The sequence below is a fragment of the Pseudonocardia nigra genome, from assembly GCF_019396355.1.
GTDB lineage: Bacteria > Actinomycetota > Actinomycetes > Mycobacteriales > Pseudonocardiaceae > Pseudonocardia > Pseudonocardia nigra.
The window spans coordinates 1-19,275 of sequence record NZ_JAHKRK010000153.1; the positions used below are offsets into that span (position 1 = coordinate 1).

Sequence of the window (19,275 nt, forward strand, 5' to 3'; positions counted from 1 at the left end):
GGCCCGGATCCCGCCGGTCTCATACCGGTCTCGCCAGCCCAGCACGGTCGGTCGGCTGGTCCCGGTCCGGCGCGCGATCTCGGCGTTGGGCAGCCCCTCGGCGGCCAGCAACACGATCCGCGCCCGCACCGCCAGCCCGGCCGGCACCGAACTCGACCGAATCAACGACTCCAACCGGGACCGGTCACCCTCACGAAGCAGCAGTGGCGCAGCAACCGACATGCCTCATTGTCCCAACCGTAAACGTAGTTACGACACGACACTAGGGGTGTTCGTGGTGATCTCCAGGCAGCGGACGCCTGTGGCGACAAGGGCGTCGCACACCGCGGCCCAGGTGCGTGTCGCGGTGGGCGTGCAGGATCGCGACGACGCCGGTCGCGCGCAGGACCGGTCCAATCTCGCGGCGGGCGGGAGCGCTCACTGCCGTCCTCCGATTCGGCGGATGCCCTCGATCAGGTCGTCAGTGTCCGCGGCGAGCGACAGCCGCGCCCACCCCTCGGCGACCGGGCCGAACGCGGTGCCGGGGGCGATTGCCACCCGCTCGGTGCACAGCAGCTCCAGCGCCCAGGCCGCCACGTCTGGGCCGCTGCGCTCGGCCAGATGGATCCACAGGTAGAACGCGCCGTGCGGAACCAGGTGCCGGATGCCCAGCTCCTCCAGGACCGTGATCGCAGCGTCGCGCCGCTGCCGGTAGGTATCGCGCATCGCGCGCACCGCGTCCTGCGGGCCGCGCAGCGCGGCGAGCGCGGCGGCCTGTGCCGGCGCGTTCACGCAGGCGATCAGCGGCTCCTGCAGCTTGGCGCCCGCCGCCGAGATGGCGGCCGGAGCGGCCAGGTAGCCGACCCGCAGCCCGGTCATCGCGAAGGTCTGGAGAAGCTGAACACGCTTAGCACTCGCTGCTCGGTGTCGAACCGGCCCGAGCTGACGTGCTCGACGCCGAAGGTCAGCGCGTCGTAACACTCGTCGGAGAGCAGCCACAGGTCGTGGCGGTCGGCGAACCGGACTATCGACTCGACAACGTCTGCGCCCCACACCGTGCCCAGCGGATTGGACGGCGTGTTCACGATGATCATCTTTGTGCGGTCGGTGACCAGCGCGGCGATCTCGGTGGGGTCGGGTAGGAAGCCGTTCTCCGCGCGCAGCGGGTAGCGCACCGGGGTGGCCTGCAGCAGCCCGACCGCCATCGCGTAGTTCGGCCAGCCCGGGTCGGGGATGAGCACCTCGTCGCCAGCCGACACGGCCAGCGACAGCGCGACGTGCAGGGCCTGCGCCCCGCCCGCCGAGATCACGACCTGCTGCTCGGCGACCTCGAACCCGTTGATCGTGGCGATCTTCTCGGCCGCGGCGGCGCGCAGCGGGACGATGCCGGCGTTCGGCACGTAGTGGGTGTCACCGGCCGCGTAGGCCGCGCGGGCCGCTTCGACCACGTGCCCGGGCGGGGAGAAGCTGGGCTCGCCCACGTGCAGACCGATCACGGGCCCGCCCAGCCCGCGCCTAGCCCCCAGGCCAGGTCCATGATCTCCCGGATGCCGGACCGGGGCATCCGCTCTGCCGATGGTGCCAGCTCGGGCATCAGTGTTCCTTCTTCCGCGGAGGGTGGGCCGCGAAGTGCCCGGCGAACAACCGCAGGGCGTTGCCGCCCAGTACGTCGGTGAGTTGGGTCGGGGTCAGGTCCGGCAGCGCCGCCGCGACCAGGTCGGGCAGGGTGCGGTACCCGGGCACGACGGCGGGCCATGGGAAGTCCGATCCCCACAGCAGCCGGTCGGGGCCGAAGGCCGCGGCCAGCCGCCGGGTCGGGGCGAACAGGTCGGGATAGGGCGGGTCGTCAGCGGACAGGGCGTACTGCGCGGACACCATCAGGTGCACGGCGGGCGCGTCGGCGAGCCGGAGCAGGTCGTCCACCAGCGGGGGAGCGAGCGCATCGATGAACCGTGGGCGGCGGTGCCGGTCGATCCACATGCCGTGCGGGATGAACCCGAGGTGGTTGAGTACCACGCGCAGCTCCGGCACCAGCCGCACGGCCTCGTGCAGCAGCGGGAGCTGGTCGGGCGGCAGGTAGCTCCACAGCGCGATCCCGCCCTCGGCGAGGTCCCTCAGCACAGGCAGCATCGGGGAGGCGGCCGCGCCGCTGCCGGGGTCGCCCAGCCAGCCGCTGCGCAGGGCCACGAACGGGTAGCGGGCCCGCCGCTCGATGAGGGCCCGCACCGGATCGGTGGGCGTGCGGCCCTGCTCGGGCGCAGTGGCCACCGCGATCCCGGCGAACGTCGCGGGACGCTCCGTGACGACCTCGGCCACGTAGTCGTCCGCACCGTCGAGCGGCACGAGGACGGCGTGTGCGGCCCCGGCCCCAGCCATCGCGACGAGCAACTCCTCGACGGGCGCGTCGCGCTCGGCGGGCGCCAGGTCGTCGCAGCCCCGCGGCGATGCCGCGACCGGGCGGAAGACGTGCGCGTGGGCGTCCACGCGGGGGGTGCTCCCCGTCGTTCCCGCCGTCCCCGTCGTCATCGCCGCGCCCGGCTGACGAACACCGCCGCCGCGGCGATGATCACTGCGCCGCGCACCAAGTCGGTGATAGTCGAGGGCAGCTGAAGCAGCGTGATCGAGCTGCTGACCAGCGCGAGCAGCATCACCCCACCCAGGGTGCCGATCAGCTTGCCCTTGCCACCGAGCAACGAGGTCCCGCCGATCACGACGACGGTGATCGCAGACAGCTCCAGGCCCTGTCCCGCGGTGGGGGACCCGATCGTCGCCCGCGCCGCCAGCAGGATCCCGGCCATAGCGGCGAGCACCCCGGCGGCCGCGTAGACCCCAACCAGCACGCGGTTGATCCGGATGCCGCCGAACCGGGCCGCCGCGGGGTCGCCGCCGACGGCGAACACGTGCCGTCCCCAGACCGTGCGGTACAGCAGGAACGCCGCGGCCGCGACGGCCAGCGCGAGCACAGCCAGCGAGTAGGGCAGTGGCCCGATCCGGTTGAGGGCCAATGCACTGAGGTCGGAGCTGACCTGGCCGGCCGGGGTGCTGCTGATCTGCAGCGCGATGCCCTGGAGCACGTAGAACGTCGACAGCGTGACGATGAACGGGGGCAGCGCGACGCGCGCCACCAACAACCCGTGCACCACTCCGACCAGCAGCCCCACGCCGAGCACGGCGAGCACGACGGGAACCGTACGGATGGGGTATCCGTCGATCAGCACCGCGGTGAGCAGCGCGGACAGCGTCGCCGTCGAGCCGACCGACAGGTCGATGCCCCCGGAGAGCACGACGAGGTGCTGGCTCAGCGCCACCAGGCCCAGCACCACGGTGGCGGTGAGGACCGTGGCGAGATGCGGCGCCGACCAGAAACCGCCGCCCTCGACGACCGACAGCCCGAGCACTATGACCGCGACGACGAGCCACGCGGCCACCCCGTCGCGGATGAGCCGGCTCAGCCCGATCCGCGGCTCCCGCGGCTGCGTTTGATCTGTGGCCCCCGCGTCGGCGAGTGCCTCGCCCGGCCCGCTCACAACCGGCCCGACCCGACGGCGACGTGCATGACGTTCTCCTCGTTCATCTCGGCTCCGCTGAGCTCACCCGCGACCTGGCCCCCCCGGCAGACCAGCACACGGTGAGCGAGCCCGAGCACCTCGGGCAGCTCGCTGGAGACCAGCACGATGGCCATCCCGGCGGCCGCGAGCTCGGTGATGATGCGGTAGATCTCCGCCTTCGCCCCGATGTCGACGCCCCGGGTGGGCTCGTCGAGCAGCAGCACCCGCGGGTGCACCCGCAGACAGCGCGCGATCGCGACCTTCTGCTGGTTGCTCCCGGAGAGCTGACGCACTTCCTGGTCGGGGTCCGCGGCCCGGATGCGCAGCCGGTCCGCCTCAACGGCGACCGCGGCCCGCTCGGCGCGCGCCGAGCGCCAGCCGAGTGTCGCCACCTCGGAGAGCGTGCTCAGCGTGGCGTTCGCCGCGACCGAGAGGTCCAGGACCAGCCCCTCGGTCTTCCGCTCCTCGGGTACCAGGACGACCCCGGCCGCCATCGCGGCCCGCAGCGACGCGCCGACGCGCCGCCCGTCCACCTCGACCTCGCCCGCCTCGCGCGGGTGGACACCGGCCAGCGTGCGCAGCAACCTGCTGCGCCCCGAGCCCACGAGCCCGGCGACCCCCACGATCTCGCCGGCCCGCACCTCGAGGTCGACCGGCGCGAGCACCCGGCTCCCGCTGCGCGGCATCAGCCCGCGCGCGCTGAGCACCACGTCCGGCGCGGGCTCCGGCCGGGGCGGAAACATCGAGTCGACGCTGCGCCCGACCATCTCGGTGACGATCCGGTCCACCGGGTAGCCCCCTGCCGGTCCTGTCGAGACGTGCCGACCGTCGCGCAGCACGGTGACGTCGTCGGCGAGCGCGGCGACCTCGTCGAGGAGATGGGAAATGTAGACGACGGCGCTGCCCTGCGCGGCGAGCTCCGCGACGACGGCGTGCAGGCCCGCCAGCTTGTCGCCGGAGAGCACCGCCCAGGGCTCGTCGAGGATGACCACGCGACTGCGCCGGACCAGCGCCCTGGCGATCTCGACGAGCTGCTGGTTGGCCAGCGACAGCTCCCCGGCGGGCACGGCCGGGTCGAGCGAGCCCAGCCCGACCCTGGCCAGCACGTCGCGGACCTGCGTCCGCTCCTCGACGAGTGGCACCAGGTGGCGTCGGTCGTGCCGGGGAAGACCGACAGCGGCGGCTCCCGGCGCAGGGTCGTCGCGCAGGCCCGAACGCGGCACCGAGCTGTTCGCCGGGCCCGCATGGACAGGTCAATCCCGCCGACGAGCAGCACCAGGGTCTGGCCGACCGCGGTGATCCCGATCAGTCCGATCTGGAACAGCACCAGGCGGGCCACGTCGAGGCTGAAGAAGCTCGGGGTGGTCACCGCGGCCAGCACGAGCACCACTGCCAGCCCTACGAGCGGCGCCATGGTCGCGGTGGTCCGGCCGAGCAGGCCTCCCGAGTTCATCCCGCACCTCCTGAGCAGAAGTCGGCGACAGCGGGATGACCAGGCCGGTCTCGTACACGTCCTTCTTGACCGCGGAAAAGCCGGCCGGCACGACCCCACCCATGTCGAGCTGGTGTGCCCGCAGTGCGACGAAGGTGACGATCTCGCCGTCGTGGAAGACCGGGCGGATGAAGCAGATGTCGTTGACGTGGTTCCCGCCCCCGGTAGGGGTCGTTGACCATCAGCACGTAGCCCTGCCGGAGGTTCTCCGGGCCGAACTCCTCCACCGCGTTGCGCACCGCGTGCTCCATCGCGCCGGAGAACAGCACCAGGCTATTTGAGACCGTGGACATGGGGTAGTTCGCCGCGGGCGGGCCCGAGATGGTGGCGCGAAGTCGTACCAGTCGCGCAGGATGCCGGAGAACGCGTGGTGCAGCAGGTTCGTGCACATGTGCTCGACGATGTAGCGCATGCGGTTCGACAGGACGGTCGCCGTGTAGCGGTCGGCGGAGTACCGGGCCTCGAACTCGGCGTCGCTCAGATCCTTGATCGGAGTGTGTCCGTTGTCGGTCATGTCGCCTCCTCAGGCCCTCGTGATCGGGATCTCGCCGTACTCGCCGACCACTGCCACCTGGCCGGGCAGCATGAAGGTGGTCGAGAGCGTCTCGTGGATGACCGCGGGCCCCACCAGGCGATCGCCCGCCTTCAGCTTCTCCCGCTGGTAGCGGCCGGTGGTGATCGGCTCGTCGGTCAGGTACTTCAGTTCGAAGGCCGACTCCGGTGGCACGACGCCACCATCGCCCGCGGGCAGCCGGGGGTACGACCTTGTCGGTCGTCATCACGGCTTCGACGCGGTAGGTGACACCCTGCACGGGCAGGCCGTCGAACCGGTTGCCGGCCCGGGTCTCGTAGACCTGGTGGAAGTTCTCGATCATCTCGTCGACCTTCTCCGGCGTGATTTCCCCGGAGGGCACCGCGACGAACGGGGTCTCCCACGTCTGCCCCGCCAGCCGGGCATCCATGCTGCGGACGAACTCCATGTCGGAGTCGTTCCCGCTGAAGCGCTCGCGGAGCTTGTCCTCCATCTGCCGGTAGACCTTGTTGATCGACTCGGCGGCCTCGGCGTTGAGCATGACGTAGGAGCTGCGGCTGTCCCCATAGACCTGGTCGGAGCTGACGAGGCCGAGCGCCGAGAACAGGCCGGGGTGCGGAGACGGGCTTCGACCTTCTCCGAGACCGTGAAGTACTCCTCGGCTACCGTGCGATCGGCGATCGTAGTCCGCGCTCGGCCGCAGCCGCCGGGTGGCAACCAGCCAGGACACGAAAGGGTGCACCGCGGGGTTCACCGCGAGCTGCTCGACCACCGGCAGCTCGGTGAACGCCGCCACAGCCGGCCACGAGGGACCGGGTCCGCGGCGGGGTTCATCGACTCCCCCAGCCCGGCCGGCCGTGCGGATGGTCGAGCACCGTACCGGCCACGAGGGCGGCCACCGCGAACAGGTAGGCTCCCGCGGGTCGGCGAATCAGCTCAGGCACACCCTGGCCACGCGGACCGGCGCGGACTTCGGCATGCGGCCGCGGCCCCCGCTGAGCGCGACGCCTCCGATTCCTGCCTTCGGCCGCATTGCGAGGTCGACACCGGCCAGCTGCTGGTCGGCGCGCTCAACGCCGGACTCGTCGTGTGGCGCGAGGTGCCGCGCTGGCGGCGCCCGTTCGGCGACGCGATGCCCTCGCCGGACGGCTCGCCGACGGGGTCCTGCTCAACTGGACGACCCCCGACTCGGCCGGTGCGAGCATCGAGACGGTCGCGGCGGCAGCCGCCAACGCATGTCGAGCCCCGGTGCCGGTCGGCGGGTACGTGCGGATCGCCGCCGGGCCGGATGCCGCGGCCCAGGCCCGTGCCCACACGGCCTTCTACGCCGAGCTGCCGGCGTATCGACGCTCGCTGGTCAGAATGGGTCTCGGTGGCTCCGGGCACGTGGCCACCGAGGCGGCCCGTGAGCTCGTCCTGCAGGGCCCGGCGGAGTCGATCGCCCGCCGCGTGCAGGAGTGGCGCGACGCCGGCGTCGACCCGCTGGTGGTCTACCCGGTGGGTGACCCGGGCAGCATCCCGGCGGCGGTCCGCCTCGCCGTCGACGTCATCCACATCCTGACCCCGTCGGCCACCACGGCGGGGTCAGCGGCGCCCGTGAGCGACGAGATCGAGGGCGGGCCCGAGCTGCGGGCGCGGAGCTAGGAGCCGGGACACGATGGCCAGGGTGACGGGTGCGGGTGCCGACGGTCCGGGCGTCCGGCAGTCCGGCGGCCGGGGGGCCTCCGGGAAGCGCCCCGGCGGCCGCCGGCTGCAGCGGCAGCAGGAGATCGTCGACATCGCCGCACGGCTGTTCGCCCGGCAGGGCTACAGCGCCACCGGGATCGCCGAGCTGTGCGAAGCGGTGGGCATGGGCAGGGGCGCGCTGTACCACTACATCGGGTGCAAGGAGTACCTGCTGCTCAGGATCCACGACCGGGTCATGGCCGAGGTGCTGCAGAGCGCGCGGGATATCGAGGACCTGCAGGCCCCGGCGTCGGAGCGGCTGCGCATGCTGCGCATGCTGGGCATCGAGCTGATGAGGATCATCACCCAGTACCCGGACCACGTCTGGGTGTTCCTGCACGAGTGGCGGGTGCTCCGCGGCCAGGAGGCTGCCGACTTCCGTGCGAAGCGCCACAGGTACGAGGCCACGGTGGAGCGCATCCTCCGCGAGGGGGTGGAGCGGGGTGAGTTCGAGATCGGCGACGTGCGGCTCGCCGTGCGCGCCTGGCTCGGCCTGCACAACTACACCTACCAGTGGTTTCAGGGCAGCGGGCGGCTCAACGCGTTCCAGATCGCCAACCAGTACTACGACATGTTCGTGCACCGAATCGGGGCGAAGCGGACCTGAGCGGGTGGCGTGGGCCTGGCTGGAGGGCTCGGCGTCGAGTGCTCGAGGATCAGGCGTCGACCGGCGCGACGTCGACGTCCTTCCGCAGCCATGTGCTGTAGACGAGCGCGTACAGCAGGCCGGAGAAGACCGTGACGAACGGCCAGAGGAAGTAGTACAGGACGCCGAGGGCCGTCTGCATCCCGCCCAGCCGGCCGTCATCGAAGATGGTCGCGCCCATCCAGCCGAACAGGCCCACGAGGACTACGCCGAAGGCGGCGAGCGGAAGCAGGGTCGGCCCCCAGTTGTTCTTCCGGTTGAGCGACCCCAGCGCGAGCAGGCTCATGACGAGCAGCGGGATCGGGTAGTAAGGCGAGCTGCCAGATGTCGGTGATCATGCCGATCAGTAGGAGGCCGAGGAGCCCGGCGCATCCGATCATGATGAGGTCGATCTTCGGTCTTCACGGTCGTCGTCCTCGGGTCGAAGCGGTGCGGGTGCGAAGGTCAGAGCCGGGGCGTCGGCTCGGCGGCCGCCGAGTGCGGCTCGCCGTAGAGCTCCTCCAGGCGCCGAGCGTCACTGGGAGTGCCTGTGAGGTAGGAGATCCCGATGAAGACGAGTGTGCTGGCCACGATCGACACCCCGCCGAGGTAGAAGTAGCCGGGCAGGGCGACCCAGCCCTGGTTGCTCAGCACGGTGATGAGCAGGTTGCTGCCCAGCGCCACCACGATGGTCCAGATGGTCGCGGTGGCGGTGGCACGCTTCCAGTAGAGTCCGAGCGCCAAGGGGCCGAAGATGGCCGCGCCGAAGGCCGCCCATCCGATGGCGCCGAGCAGGAAGATCAGCTCCGACAGGTAGAGCGCGAAGAGCAGGGCCGCCAGGACGACGGCGCCGCTGGCGACGCGTCCCCACAGCAGCTCGCGTCGGACGGTGATGCCGAGCCCACCGACCAGGTCCCGCGTCAGCGAGGAGGCGCCGATGGTGATGAAGCTGCTGGCGCTGGACATGATCGCGGCGAGCAGCGCGGTCAGCGCCAGGCCGCCGACCACCGGATGCGTCATGGTGGCGAGGAAGTGCGTGGCGTTGTTGTCGATGTTCGCCAGCTCCTCGGCCTCGCCGCCGATTGTCATGGCGCGCATGGAGAGGCCGACGCCCAGGCTGAACAGGGTCGTCACGGCATAGGCGATGCCGGCGACCGCGGCGCCCCAACGCAGCTCGTTCTCGTTCTTGAGTATCAGGAACTTGGTGAGCAGCCGTGGCTGGCCCGCGGCGCCGAAGAGGATCATGATCGCGAAGCCGACGATGAAGGTGAGCGGCTTGGTGCCGACTGCGAACAGCAGCGAGGGATCGTGCTCCCACATCGTGTCCAGCATCGTGCCCCAGCCGCCGGCTCGGCTCACGGCCAGGCCGAACAGGCCCACCGACATGACAATCATCAACAGGCCCTGGACCAGGTCCGTCCAGACGGCGGCGAGCATCCCGCCCGCGATCGTGTAGGCGGCCACGACGACCGAGCCGATCCAGATCAGCTTCGCTGACCCGACCGCCCGGCCCGGGCAGGCGGCCAGCACGAACGCGGTGACATCGGCCGCGGTCAAGCTGGTCCAGTCGAGCCCGTCACCGCGCGCCCGGGTCGCGACGAACGGCCCGTACGCAGCCGACGTAGCCGCGCGCCGTCCCGGCGGTCACGCCGCGCTCGCCGAGCAGTCAGCCGCGGTAGCGACCCAGCAGATCCTCCACCGGGCCGGGCGCACCCTGCGGCGGGATCGGCAGCACGCCCAACGGCGCCAGGTGCTCCAGCAGTGGCTCCAGCGCCTTCATCGACCGGTACTCCGCATACCCCGCCGCCCGCCGCTGCGCCAGATACCGCTCGAGCACCGAGCCGCTCAGCGCGTCGAGGCCGACACCCTCGGCCTGCATCCAGCGGTCCAGATGCGCGATGAAGCACACGTGCTGCTCGGCCGAGGATCGCGAGTAGCCCTGCCGCAACAACCCCTCTGCAACCCGATCACGTGCGGCTCCAGCGGACCACACACGATCGATCGCAACACCTTGACCATGACGCTCTCCTCTCCACAGTGGAGAAGCAAGCGTCGATCAACTCACCGGGAGTCACCGCCGCGCTGGTCCTGCTCCATCACGACCGCCAGCGCACCACCTGATGACCCAACCGAGTGATCACGCACTGCGACGACCGGTTACTCGGAAGGCTCACTCAGCACGTTGCCCCGTTGACGCGTTACCGGCGGAGCCACGTCCTCTGGCGTGGACAGCTCGAGACGAACGTTGCGCGGTCGCTCTTGGGGACGATGCGGTCGGCGAGCAGGCCTGACCGCCGCGGACGGCATCGTCCGGATCCCTACTCAACGACCTCGTCGACGACAGGCAGGTCGTACAGCGCGAGGGCCCTTGCCGGCGCCCGGCACTCCCTCCGCAGCAGGTGGCCCTTGCCAGCCGGTCGCGCTGCGCCTCGGGCACGCGGGCCACCCTCGGAACATCGTATCGCGGCGCGAACTCTTCGCCGCCGCCGTCGCCCGGCCCATCCGGGCGGCCGAGAGGAAGAAGGCGAACGGCTCGACCACAGCAGGTTGTTAGGCGACCCCTACACCCGTCAGATCGACGGACGAGTTCTGGGCGCGGTGGGCGATGACAATATCGAGGGCGCGTGGAGCATCGGCAAGGCGGCCGTGTGCGTAGGTCTCGTGCAGCCGTGGCCGGTGCTGATGGCCAGGCTGGCTGGGAATGGGCCACGATGATGGTTCCTGCCCCCTATGCAAGCTGCTCGCCACGCAGGCGCCGGTCCCACGCGGCCAGCCGCGTCGGGTCGGTGGCTGGAGTGAGAAGGCTGACGACGACGAAGGTGGCAGCGCTCGCGGCCAGGCCGTAGTAGATGGGCTCGTTGGCGAGCAGGCCCTGGGTCGCCATGAGGGCGACCACCACAACGCTGCCGACGCACATCGCGGCGAGTGCGCCGGTTGACGTGCCCCGCCGCCAGAGCAGGGCACCGACGACCGGGACCAGCAGGGCACCGACGAGGAGGTTGTAGGCGACGGTGAGCGCTGCGACGACGTCCTGGACGAGCACGGCCAGTACCACCATCACCGCGCCGCAGGCCAGAGTCCAGACCCGGTTCTCGCCGACCGTGCGCACGGCGTCCTCCCCGCGCACGGCCCGGCCGTAGACGTCGTTGGCGAGGATGGTCGACGACGCCAACAGGCACGCGCTGGCGGTCGACATCACGGCCGCCAGCGCCGCGGCCAGCACCAGGCCCTTGATCCCCACCGGAAGGATGCCGTCGGCGATGGTGGCAAACGCCTTGTCGGGGTTCTCCAGCCCGGGGTAGAGCGCCGCGGCGCACATCCCGATCACAGCACCGGCGACGGCGTAGAGGATGCAATAGACGCCGGCGCCGACCCCGGCGACTGTCGCGACCCTGGCGTCGCGGGCGGTGAAGACCCGCTGCCAGATGTCCTGGCCGATGATGATCCCGAAGAAGTAGATGAGGAAGTACGTCGTGATCGTGCCGCCGCCGATGGCGGTGAGGTCGAAGGCGCTCCCCGGCAGCTTCCCGCGCAGGCCGTCGAGCCCGCCGGCGGTTCTGAGCCCGACGGGCAGCAGCACGGCGAAGATCCCGATGGTCATGATGACGAACTGCAGCATGTCGGTGATCGTGATGGACCACATGCCTCCGAGCACCGAGTAGACGACCACGATGCCGCCACCGACGAGAATGGCCGGGATACGTGGCACGCCGAGGAGGACGTCGACCACGGTGCCGATGGCCAGGGTCGCGGTGACGGCGACCATGAGGTCGTAGGCCGTCATGACCAGGCCGCCGATCAGTCGTCCGGGGGCGTTGTAGCGCCGTTCGAGCATCTCGGGCAGCGTGTAGACCCGCATCCGGCTGAGCTTGCGGGCGAACGCGGCGCTGAGGGTGATCAGGCCGAGCCCGAGCATGAGGACCAACCACATGCCCGAGATGCCGTAGAGGTAGCCCAGCCGCACCCCGCCGATGGTGGAGGCGCCGCCCAGCACCACTGCGGACATCGTGCCGGCGTAGAGGACGGGGCCCAGCCGGCGGCCTGCGAGCAGGAAATCCTCGCTGCTGCGAGCCCGGCGTAGGCCCCACCATCCGGCCGCGAGCATGAGAAGGAGGTAGAGCCCGATCACCGCTGCGTCGATACCCATGGGCGCTCCTTGGCGTCGTCGAGGCTTCGGTCGGGTCAGTTGGTCGGATCAGGTCGTCGGACGCTCCGTGGCTCCAGCGCCAAGGACCGGACGTGCGCGCTGATCTCCGCGAGGGACGCCACCCAGGTCGCCGGGTCGCCCGCCGCCTCGGCGACGAGCTCCTCGAGCGCCGCGGCACGGGACGGGCGGCCGGAGAGGAAGGGATGGGCGGTGAGCACGAAGCAGCCGCCCTCCTCTCGCATCGCGTGGTACTCCGCCCGCCACATCTCCAGGGCCTTGCGTGGGCTCTCGATCAGGCCCGTGCCCGCGACCTCCGGGATGAAGCAGTACTGCTCCCAGTCGTCGAGGCCCCAGTTGACCGGGATCTCCACCAGCGAGCGAGTGCCGTCGACCGCGAGCTCGTAGGGGTGGTCGGAGTCCATCAGGCTCGAGTCGTACCGGAACCCCCGGTCGGCGAGCAGCGCCGGGGAGGCCCAGGTCAGCTCCCACATAGGGGCGCGGTAGCCGACCGGGCGGACGCCGGTGACCTCCTCCAGGGCGGCCAGGCCGCGGTCGAGGTAGGACGCCTCCGCCTCGGGGGCCACCCCGGCCAGGGGTTCGTGGAGGTAGCCGTGGTGGGCGATCTCGTGTCCGGCGGCGGCGATCTCGCAGACCGTCCCCGGGTGGCGGTGGGCGGTGTAACCGGGCACGAAGAACGTGGAGCGGACGCCATGTCGATCGAGCATCCGCAGCAGCCGCGGCACACCGGTGAGCGGGCCGTAGGCCTGGTGGCTCATCACGCTCATCCGGCCCGCAATCGACGGGTCGGCGACCAGGACGACCGACTCCGCGTCGAGGTCGAAGGTGAACGCCGCGGCGGCCCGCCGCCCCTCGGGCCATGCCACGGGCTCGGCTGGACGCATCAGCGGACGGCTCACCGCTTCCCCGCGGCGAAGATGGACACGAGTTCGTAGACGACGTTGGCTGCGGCCACCGCGGTGATCTCGGCGTGGTCGTAGGCGGGTGCCACCTCGACCACGTCGGCACCGACGACGTCGAGGTCCCTCATTCCGCGCAGGATCCCGAGCAGCTCGCGGCTGGTGAGCCCTCCTGCCTCCGGCGTGCCGGTCCCCGGGGCGTGCGCGGGGTCCAGGACGTCGATGTCGATGGAGACGTAGACCGGTGCGTCGCCGACCCGACGGGCGATGCGCTCGACGACCTCTGCCACGCCGGCGTGCTCGAGCGCGTCGGCGTGGACGATGGTGAAGCCGAAGCGGGCGTCGTCGTCGAGGTCCGCGGGGTCATACAGGGAGCCCCGGATGCCCACGTGGGCGCTGCGGTCCTTGACCAGCAGCCCCTCCTCGGCCGCCCGCCGGAACGGGGTGCCGTGGGTGTAGGGGGCGCCGAAGTAGGTGTCCCAGGTGTCGAGGTGGGCGTCGAAGTGCACCAGCGCCACGGGACCATGCAGGTCGGCCATCGCCCGCAGCATCGGCAGCGCAATCGTGTGATCACCGCCGAGGGCCACCACAGGGCGTCCGCCGTGCGCCAGCCGGCGCACCCCGGTCCTGACCGCGGCCAGGGCTTGCTCGATGTCGAAGGGGTTCGCGGCGATGTCCCCGGCATCCACGACCTGCACCGTCCGGAACGGCGCGACGTCCAGGGCCGGGTTGTAGGGCCGCAGCAACCGCGAGCCCTCGCGGATGCACCCCGGGCCGAACCGGGCACCCGGTCGGTAGGTGACTCCGCTGTCGAAGGGCACCCCGACCACGGCAACGGCATGGTCGGCGACGTCCTCGATCCGCGGCAGCCGCGCGAAGGTGCTGAACCCGGCGTAGCGGGGGACCTGCAGCGCGTCCACCTGCCCGACGATGCCACCGGCGTGCTCGTGGTGCTGACCTGGGCCGTTCTCGGCGCCGTCCATGGTCCTCCCGTCCCGTCTCACGCGCGCCCGCGCGTGGATCCGCCGTTGACCGCCAGGACCTGCCCGGTGAAGGCACCGACCGCCGGGTCGCAGAGGTGGGCGACCACCGCGGCCACCTCCTCGTCGCGGCCGATGCGTCCCATCGGAATGTCCCGGGCGTACCGCTCGTGCATCTCGGCCAGCCCGACGCCGGCATCTCGCGCGTCGACCTCCAGCTGCGGGGTGTCGATGACACCAGGCGCGACGGCGTTGACGAGCACGCCGTCGGACGCCAGCTCGCGACCGAGGGTCTTTACGAGCGCGATGAGACCCGCCTTCGAGGCCGAGTATGCCGTGGCGCCCGGCCAGCCGATCACACCCCACTCGGATGTGATCACCACGATGCGCCCGCCGCCGCGGGCCCGCATGCCCGCGAGCACTGCCTGCGCCGCCGTGAACGTCCCGCCGAGGTTGGTGTCCACGACCCGCCACCAGTCCTCGACCGGATGCTCGACCAGAGGCGCCATGGTCATGTACGCGTGGTTGGCGACCAGGACGTCGATCCCGCCGTGGTCGTCGACGAGGCGGTCCACCAGCGCCCGGACCTGCTCGGGCTCGGCCAGGTCGGCGGGAGCGGCGATGCCGTCCACCTCGGCGACCACGGACTCCATTCGCGCGCTGCGCTCCCGGCCGTTGACGGCGACCAGCGCGCCCTCACGGGCGAGGCGGCGCGCTGTGGCAGCGCCGATGCCCTGGGTGGCCCCGGTGACCAGGGCGAGGCGGCCGGCGAGCATGCCCGCCATCAGATCACCGCCCCGGCGTTGGGGGAGACGACCTCACCGGTCATGAACGTGGCCTCCTCGACGACGAACGCGACCGAGCGGGCCACCTCCGCCGGGCGCACCAGCCGCGCGAGCGGGAGCGTCGCCAGGCAGTCGGGGGCACGCCACGGGGAGTCGGGCCCAAGCAGGGGAGTGTCGCTGGGCCCCGGGGCCACGGCGTTGACGCGCACGCCCTGCCCGGCCAGCTCGACGGCGAGGCTGCGTACGAGCCCGTGGAGGGCACCCTTGGCCGCCGCATAGTGCGCGTCGCCGTCGCCACCGCCGATGCCGAGCTCCGACCCGATCGCCACGATGCACCCGGCTGCCCTGGCGGCCATCCCCGGCACGGTGGCCCGGGCGAGGTGCAGCAGCCCGCCGAGGTGCACGCGCAGCATCCGCCGCCAGGACTCCTGGGTGATGTCCTCGAACGGCGCCATCGCGTAGTGCCCCGCCGCGGACACCACCGCGGCTACCGGGCCGAGCACGGCGGTGGTGCGCTCGACGGCCGCGCTCACCGCCGCCAGGTCGGTCATGTCGACCTCCAGGCCGAGGTCCACCTCTGCCGAGGGCACCAGGTCGAGCCCGGCCACGGCCCAGCCGCGGGCCCGCAACTCCGCGCCGCACGCGGCCCCGATGCCGCTCGCCGCGCCCGACACGACGGCTAGCCGGCGTATGTCGGGACTCATCGCCCCGCCGGTGGCTGGACCGCGTCGAGCTCGTCGCCCGCCCACGTCGTCATCCGAGGGCGGACCCTGGTGAAGATGACCAGGCCCACGGCGCCCAGCCCGCCAGCCACGATCCAGAACGCCCAGTCCAGCCACCGCTCCTCGTTGAGTGCCCGCGGCCAGGCGATGTTGAGAAACTGGAAGACGGCCCACGCGACGGCGAGCCCCAGTACCACGGCCCGGCCCGGCCCAGGCTCCACCGGCCCGGCGACCATCGGCCGGTCATCCGGGCCCGGACCGCGCCGAGCAGCGGGAACAGAAACGCGATGTAGAAGCCACCGCTGGTGAAGACCACCATGATCGTGTACACGTCCGTCGCGAAGAGGCTGAGCAGGAAGAGCGTGATCCCCACCATGGCGGTCACGGTGATCGCGACGACCGGCTGCCTCTCCTGGGCAGAGAGCCGGGACAGGACCGAGGACGCCGGCAGCGCCCGGTCGCGGGCGTAGGACCAGATCACTCGCGACGCCGAGGTCTGTAGGGCGAGGAAGCTGGCGAGGAAGCCGATGACGAACAACGCCTGCACGGGCTTGGCGATGCCGATCCCGAGCTGGGCCACGAGCGTGGAGTAGACGGGGTCCGGGTCCTCGCCGGACAGCACGGCGTCCAGGTCGGGGATCGCCAGGATGATGGCAAGGCTGGAGAACATCACCACGGCCGCGATGAAGGTCAGGGAGAAGATGATGGCTTTGGGCAGGTTCCGTCGTGGCTCCTTGACCTCCTCGGCGATGGCCCCGGCGCTCTCGAAGCCGACGAAGGACCAGCCGACAAAGGCCATCGCGACCAGGAACGGCCCGGACAGCGCGAGGTAGGTGCCCGGTGCGGTCTCGGACGCGCCCTGGAAGAGCACGCTCAGCGGCTGGACGCGGTGGAACAACAGGAGCACGATCGCCAGCCCGACCGAGCCGATGATCTCGGCGATGATGCTCGCCGACATCAGCACCTTGAGCACCGTGCGTCCGACGAGGTTGGCCGCCGTGCCCAGGACGAGGATCACCGAGGCGATGCCAACCTGCTGGGCGCCGCTCGGCGTGTCGATGCCAATGATGTTGATGACGAACCCCGCCGCGCCGAGGGCGACCGTGGCCATCGCGATGATCAGCGTCCACACGTACGCCCATCCGGCGAACCAGCCGTAGCCGTCGCCGACCAGCCGACGCGACCACTGGTAGATGGAGCCCTCGATCGGCCAGCGGGACACGAGCTCGGCAAAGACCAGAGCCACGAGCAGCTGACCACCGAAGACGACCGGGAAGTTCCACCAGAAGGCAGGGCCGGCCGTGCCGATCGCCAGCCCGAAGATGGCGTAGAGCGCGACGATCGGTGAGATGAACGCGAAGGCGAAGGCGAAGGCGGTCCACAAGCTGAACTCGCGCTTGAGCCGTCGCTCAGCGCTCGATGCCATTGGTTGCCCCCTGTGGGTCGGACCCGGCGTAGCCAACGCCCTTCGCGGGTGACGACACAAGAAGATGGTCCGACTCTCGGAGATTCGTCTACTACAGTCGTGCCCCTTGTACAGGTGCACAACGAGCCAGGGCGGGTGGGCAGGATGGCGGTGCCGGAGGAGAAAGGCGTCACGCTGGGCGCGTTGCTCGATGCTCCTGGACTCGCGCTTGCCCTTGTCGCCGGTCCTGACGACCACGGGCGGGTCATCCGCTGGGCACACTGCACCGAGCTTCTGGCCCCAGCGCGCTACCTGCGCGGCGGGGAGCTGGTCCTGACCGTGGGCAGCGCCTTGACCTCAGTGAAGCGCTGCGAGTCCTTCGTCCGGGAGCTGATGTCCTCGCATGCCCAGGCCCTGGGGTTGGGGATCGGTGACGTCCACGACGAGGTGCCGGCTGCCCTGCGCGAGGCCTGTGATCGCCATTCTCTGCCGCTGTTCAGTGTCCCGCACGGGGTGCCGTTCCAGGCGTTCACCGAGCTGCTTGCGGAGCACCGGGTCGTGGAGCGCCTGGCCGGCGCGCGCCGTACCGGCGCTCTGGTGGCGACGGTCCTCGACGCGATGGCTCGGTTCGAGGACCTCCCCGATGTGCTCGAGATGCTCGCCCGAGAGCTGGGAGGAGGATTGCGGATCGTCGACCAGCTGGGCGTCCCGGAGATGACGTCGGGATCGGTGCCGAGCCATGGCACAGCCCACGGGGTGGACCTGCCGGGTGACCCGCCCGGGCGGCTCGTGTGGCACCCCGGGGACGGCGCGGCGGACGCCACCGCCGCCATCGACACGCTGCGGGAGCTGGCTCGTCCGCTGGCGCTGTACAGGCGCGAGCGCGTGGCGAGCATGCTCCGCAGCGAGCGGGACCTTGGTCGACTACTCGGGCTGGTGGTGGACGGGCTTGCCGAGCCCCGCACGGTCGCGGACCATCTCGGCATCGCAACTGACACCCCCCTCGCCGCAAGTGCCTGGCCGGCTGCGGAAACTGCGCGAATTCGAGACCTGCTGCCAGGGGCCGCGCGAGCGGCCTTCGGCGACGCGGTGGTGGTCCTCGTCGAGCGCGCCGAGGCCGCCACGGCTCTCGCGACTGCGCACGGCATCTCCTGTGGCACGGGAGAGCATGTCCCGGTCGCCGACCTCGCGCGCTCGGTGCGGGAGGCCCTCGAGGCGTTGGCCTTGTCCGCCGCGCGGGGCCGACCGATCGCCTCGGCAGAGCTCGCCACCGTCGACGCCCTACTGGATCGGCTGCCGGACGCGGCCTTGAGCCCGTTTCTTGACCAACTGATCGAGCCCCTGTTGGCTCACGATCGCCGGACCGGTTCCCAGCTGGTGCCCTCTTTGCGGGCCTTCATCGGAAGCGGCGGCTCCATAGTCCCCACTGCCCGTGTCCTGTTCCTGCACCCGAACACACTGCGGCACAGGATGAAGCGCGTCGCCGAGATCAGTGGTCGCGACCCGTTGGACTGGCACAGCCGCATCTGCTTCACGGTGGCCCTCGCTGCATGGGACCGGCAACGGACGACGCCCAAGCGAACCCGCGACGACCGGGCGCGGTGAAGATTTCGAGAGACGCCGTGAAGATCGATTCGCCGGTCGTCGGGCCCGTCCACAGTGGCCCGGAGCGCAGGGGCGCCGCACGTGCACCGACGGCACGACCAAGGGGCCGCCATGCACGTGGCGCGGCCGGTACCCCGCGACCACGTCGAGTAGTCGCGCCGGCCGGCCCGGGGTCAGGTCGACGATGCCGGTCGCGTTTCGGGTGTGGTGGCGCAGCCCGGTGCGCTGCCAGGCGTGCTCGTCGACCCCGATCGCGGTCACCCCGTCGAGCCGGGCCGGGTCGTCGACCAACGGCTCGCCCTGCCCGCGGACCTGGCGCATCACGATGTGCCAGGACACCCCGAGCACGCGCGCCTGCTCGGCGACTGTCGCGCCCGACCGGACCTGAGCGGGCGCCGCGACAGCGGCCCGATCGGTGAGCACCGCCCGCGGCGCGATCGCATCATGGCGCTCGGTCCACGTCCGGCGCGAGCAGCGCCGGTGCGGGCAGGGCAGGCCCAGACGCGCTTGACCCAGCACAGCACTACCGGCCGCCCACCGATCGGCAGGTCACCGACCGAGGTCGCGCGCCGGTCCTTCGCCCTGGCGACCGCCCCGCACTCCGGGCAACCTACGACGTCCGCCGTGGTCTCGATCATCAGCTCGAGCTCGCCGCCCGCATCCGCCGCGGCGAGCACCCGGAACCTGGCTAGAGCGTGTCCCTTGGATCATGGGACGGGGTCGCGGAGCCAGATCCTGATCGAGGCGACGTCGATGGTTCCGCGGAACATGTAGTCGCGCTTGTCGTAGCGGGTGGCGACCGCGCGGTGGCCC

At 71.3% G+C, this 19,275-nt stretch carries 20 protein-coding genes and 1 pseudogene; 3 read left to right on the forward strand and 18 right to left on the reverse strand.

Annotated elements, in window-relative coordinates; genetic code table 11:
- The 8 genes and pseudogenes from KME75_RS46970 to KME75_RS28575 all read right to left on the reverse strand — a co-directional run.
- The coding region (locus tag KME75_RS46970; RefSeq protein WP_219418000.1) for a helix-turn-helix domain-containing protein at window positions 1–222 on the reverse strand (222 nt) is incomplete at its 3' end.
- A 195-nt stretch (window positions 223–417) separates the two neighbouring features.
- Window positions 418–858 (reverse strand): aminotransferase class I/II-fold pyridoxal phosphate-dependent enzyme, encoded by a 441-nt coding sequence (locus KME75_RS45210; protein WP_219417983.1) that lies wholly within the window; start codon window positions 856–858, stop codon window positions 418–420.
- A complete protein-coding gene (locus tag KME75_RS45215; protein WP_219417984.1) occupies window positions 855–1,475 on the reverse strand; it encodes a pyridoxal phosphate-dependent aminotransferase in 621 nt (206 codons plus the stop codon). The genes KME75_RS45210 and KME75_RS45215 overlap by 4 nt, the downstream gene beginning before the upstream one ends.
- Window positions 1,476–1,572: 97 nt before the next feature.
- Window positions 1,573–2,463: an amidohydrolase family protein gene (locus KME75_RS28555; protein WP_219417985.1), complete on the reverse strand. Its 891-nt coding sequence runs from the start codon at window positions 2,461–2,463 to the stop codon at window positions 1,573–1,575.
- 38 nt (window positions 2,464–2,501) lie between these two features.
- Entirely contained in the window at window positions 2,502–3,506 is a 1,005-nt protein-coding gene (locus tag KME75_RS28560) for an ABC transporter permease (RefSeq protein ID WP_219417986.1), read from the reverse strand.
- Window positions 3,503–4,669 (reverse strand): sugar ABC transporter ATP-binding protein, encoded by a 1,167-nt coding sequence (locus KME75_RS28565; RefSeq protein WP_219417987.1) that lies wholly within the window; start codon window positions 4,667–4,669, stop codon window positions 3,503–3,505. Before KME75_RS28565 ends, KME75_RS28560 begins: the two co-directional genes overlap by 4 nt.
- A 111-nt stretch (window positions 4,670–4,780) precedes the next feature.
- Window positions 4,781–5,179: pseudogene (locus KME75_RS43800) on the reverse strand (hydantoinase B/oxoprolinase family protein); the annotation flags it as partial.
- Between the two features lie 363 nt (window positions 5,180–5,542).
- Entirely contained in the window at window positions 5,543–5,746 is a 204-nt protein-coding gene (locus KME75_RS28575; RefSeq protein ID WP_219417988.1) for a hypothetical protein, read from the reverse strand.
- A gap of 837 nt (window positions 5,747–6,583) precedes the next feature.
- Here KME75_RS28575 and KME75_RS28580 point away from each other — a divergent pair.
- Window positions 6,584–7,195: an LLM class flavin-dependent oxidoreductase gene (locus tag KME75_RS28580; RefSeq protein ID WP_246633032.1), complete on the forward strand. Its 612-nt coding sequence runs from the start codon at window positions 6,584–6,586 to the stop codon at window positions 7,193–7,195.
- Window positions 7,196–7,208: 13 nt separating this feature from the next.
- Entirely contained in the window at window positions 7,209–7,883 is a 675-nt protein-coding gene (locus tag KME75_RS28585) for a TetR/AcrR family transcriptional regulator (RefSeq protein ID WP_219417990.1), read from the forward strand.
- 49 nt (window positions 7,884–7,932) lie between these two features.
- On the opposite strand, the gene KME75_RS28590 is transcribed toward KME75_RS28585, so the two are convergent.
- From KME75_RS28590 to KME75_RS28630, 9 genes are all read right to left on the reverse strand, one after another.
- Window positions 7,933–8,208, reverse strand: coding sequence for a hypothetical protein (locus KME75_RS28590; RefSeq protein WP_219417991.1), 276 nt, complete (start codon window positions 8,206–8,208; stop codon window positions 7,933–7,935).
- Between the two features lie 158 nt (window positions 8,209–8,366).
- Window positions 8,367–9,458: a sodium:solute symporter family transporter gene (locus KME75_RS28595; protein WP_219417992.1), complete on the reverse strand. Its 1,092-nt coding sequence runs from the start codon at window positions 9,456–9,458 to the stop codon at window positions 8,367–8,369.
- A gap of 109 nt (window positions 9,459–9,567) precedes the next feature.
- Complete coding sequence (locus KME75_RS28600; RefSeq protein WP_219417993.1) at window positions 9,568–9,810, reverse strand: hypothetical protein; 243 nt, start codon at window positions 9,808–9,810, stop codon at window positions 9,568–9,570.
- Between the two features lie 819 nt (window positions 9,811–10,629).
- Window positions 10,630–12,048 (reverse strand): sodium:solute symporter family protein, encoded by a 1,419-nt coding sequence (locus KME75_RS28605; protein ID WP_246633033.1) that lies wholly within the window; start codon window positions 12,046–12,048, stop codon window positions 10,630–10,632.
- 35 nt (window positions 12,049–12,083) lie between these two features.
- Entirely contained in the window at window positions 12,084–12,965 is an 882-nt protein-coding gene (locus tag KME75_RS28610) for a polysaccharide deacetylase family protein (RefSeq protein WP_308283171.1), read from the reverse strand.
- Window positions 12,962–13,948, reverse strand: a complete 987-nt coding sequence (gene speB, locus KME75_RS28615) for an agmatinase (protein WP_219417994.1) — start codon at window positions 13,946–13,948, stop codon at window positions 12,962–12,964. Before speB ends, KME75_RS28610 begins: the two co-directional genes overlap by 4 nt.
- Before the next feature lie 17 nt (window positions 13,949–13,965).
- Window positions 13,966–14,730 carry an SDR family NAD(P)-dependent oxidoreductase gene (locus KME75_RS28620; RefSeq protein WP_219417995.1) on the reverse strand — a complete coding sequence of 255 codons (765 nt, stop codon included), beginning with the start codon at window positions 14,728–14,730 and terminating at the stop codon, window positions 13,966–13,968.
- On the reverse strand, window positions 14,730–15,434 hold the full coding sequence (locus tag KME75_RS28625) for an SDR family NAD(P)-dependent oxidoreductase (RefSeq protein WP_219417996.1): 705 nt from the start codon (window positions 15,432–15,434) through the stop codon (window positions 14,730–14,732). The genes KME75_RS28620 and KME75_RS28625 overlap by 1 nt, the downstream gene beginning before the upstream one ends.
- A gap of 49 nt (window positions 15,435–15,483) precedes the next feature.
- Window positions 15,484–16,878 carry an APC family permease gene (locus KME75_RS28630; RefSeq protein WP_219417997.1) on the reverse strand — a complete coding sequence of 465 codons (1,395 nt, stop codon included), beginning with the start codon at window positions 16,876–16,878 and terminating at the stop codon, window positions 15,484–15,486.
- Between the two features lie 144 nt (window positions 16,879–17,022).
- Here KME75_RS28630 and KME75_RS28635 point away from each other — a divergent pair, with 144 nt between their 5' ends.
- A complete protein-coding gene (locus KME75_RS28635; RefSeq protein WP_219417998.1) occupies window positions 17,023–18,462 on the forward strand; it encodes a PucR family transcriptional regulator in 1,440 nt (479 codons plus the stop codon).
- A 320-nt stretch (window positions 18,463–18,782) separates the two neighbouring features.
- Here the strand turns inward: KME75_RS28635 and KME75_RS46975 are convergent, their stop codons facing one another.
- Window positions 18,783–19,100, reverse strand: a complete 318-nt coding sequence (locus tag KME75_RS46975; RefSeq protein WP_372452689.1) for a transposase family protein — start codon at window positions 19,098–19,100, stop codon at window positions 18,783–18,785.
- Window positions 19,101–19,275 lie beyond the last annotated feature (175 nt).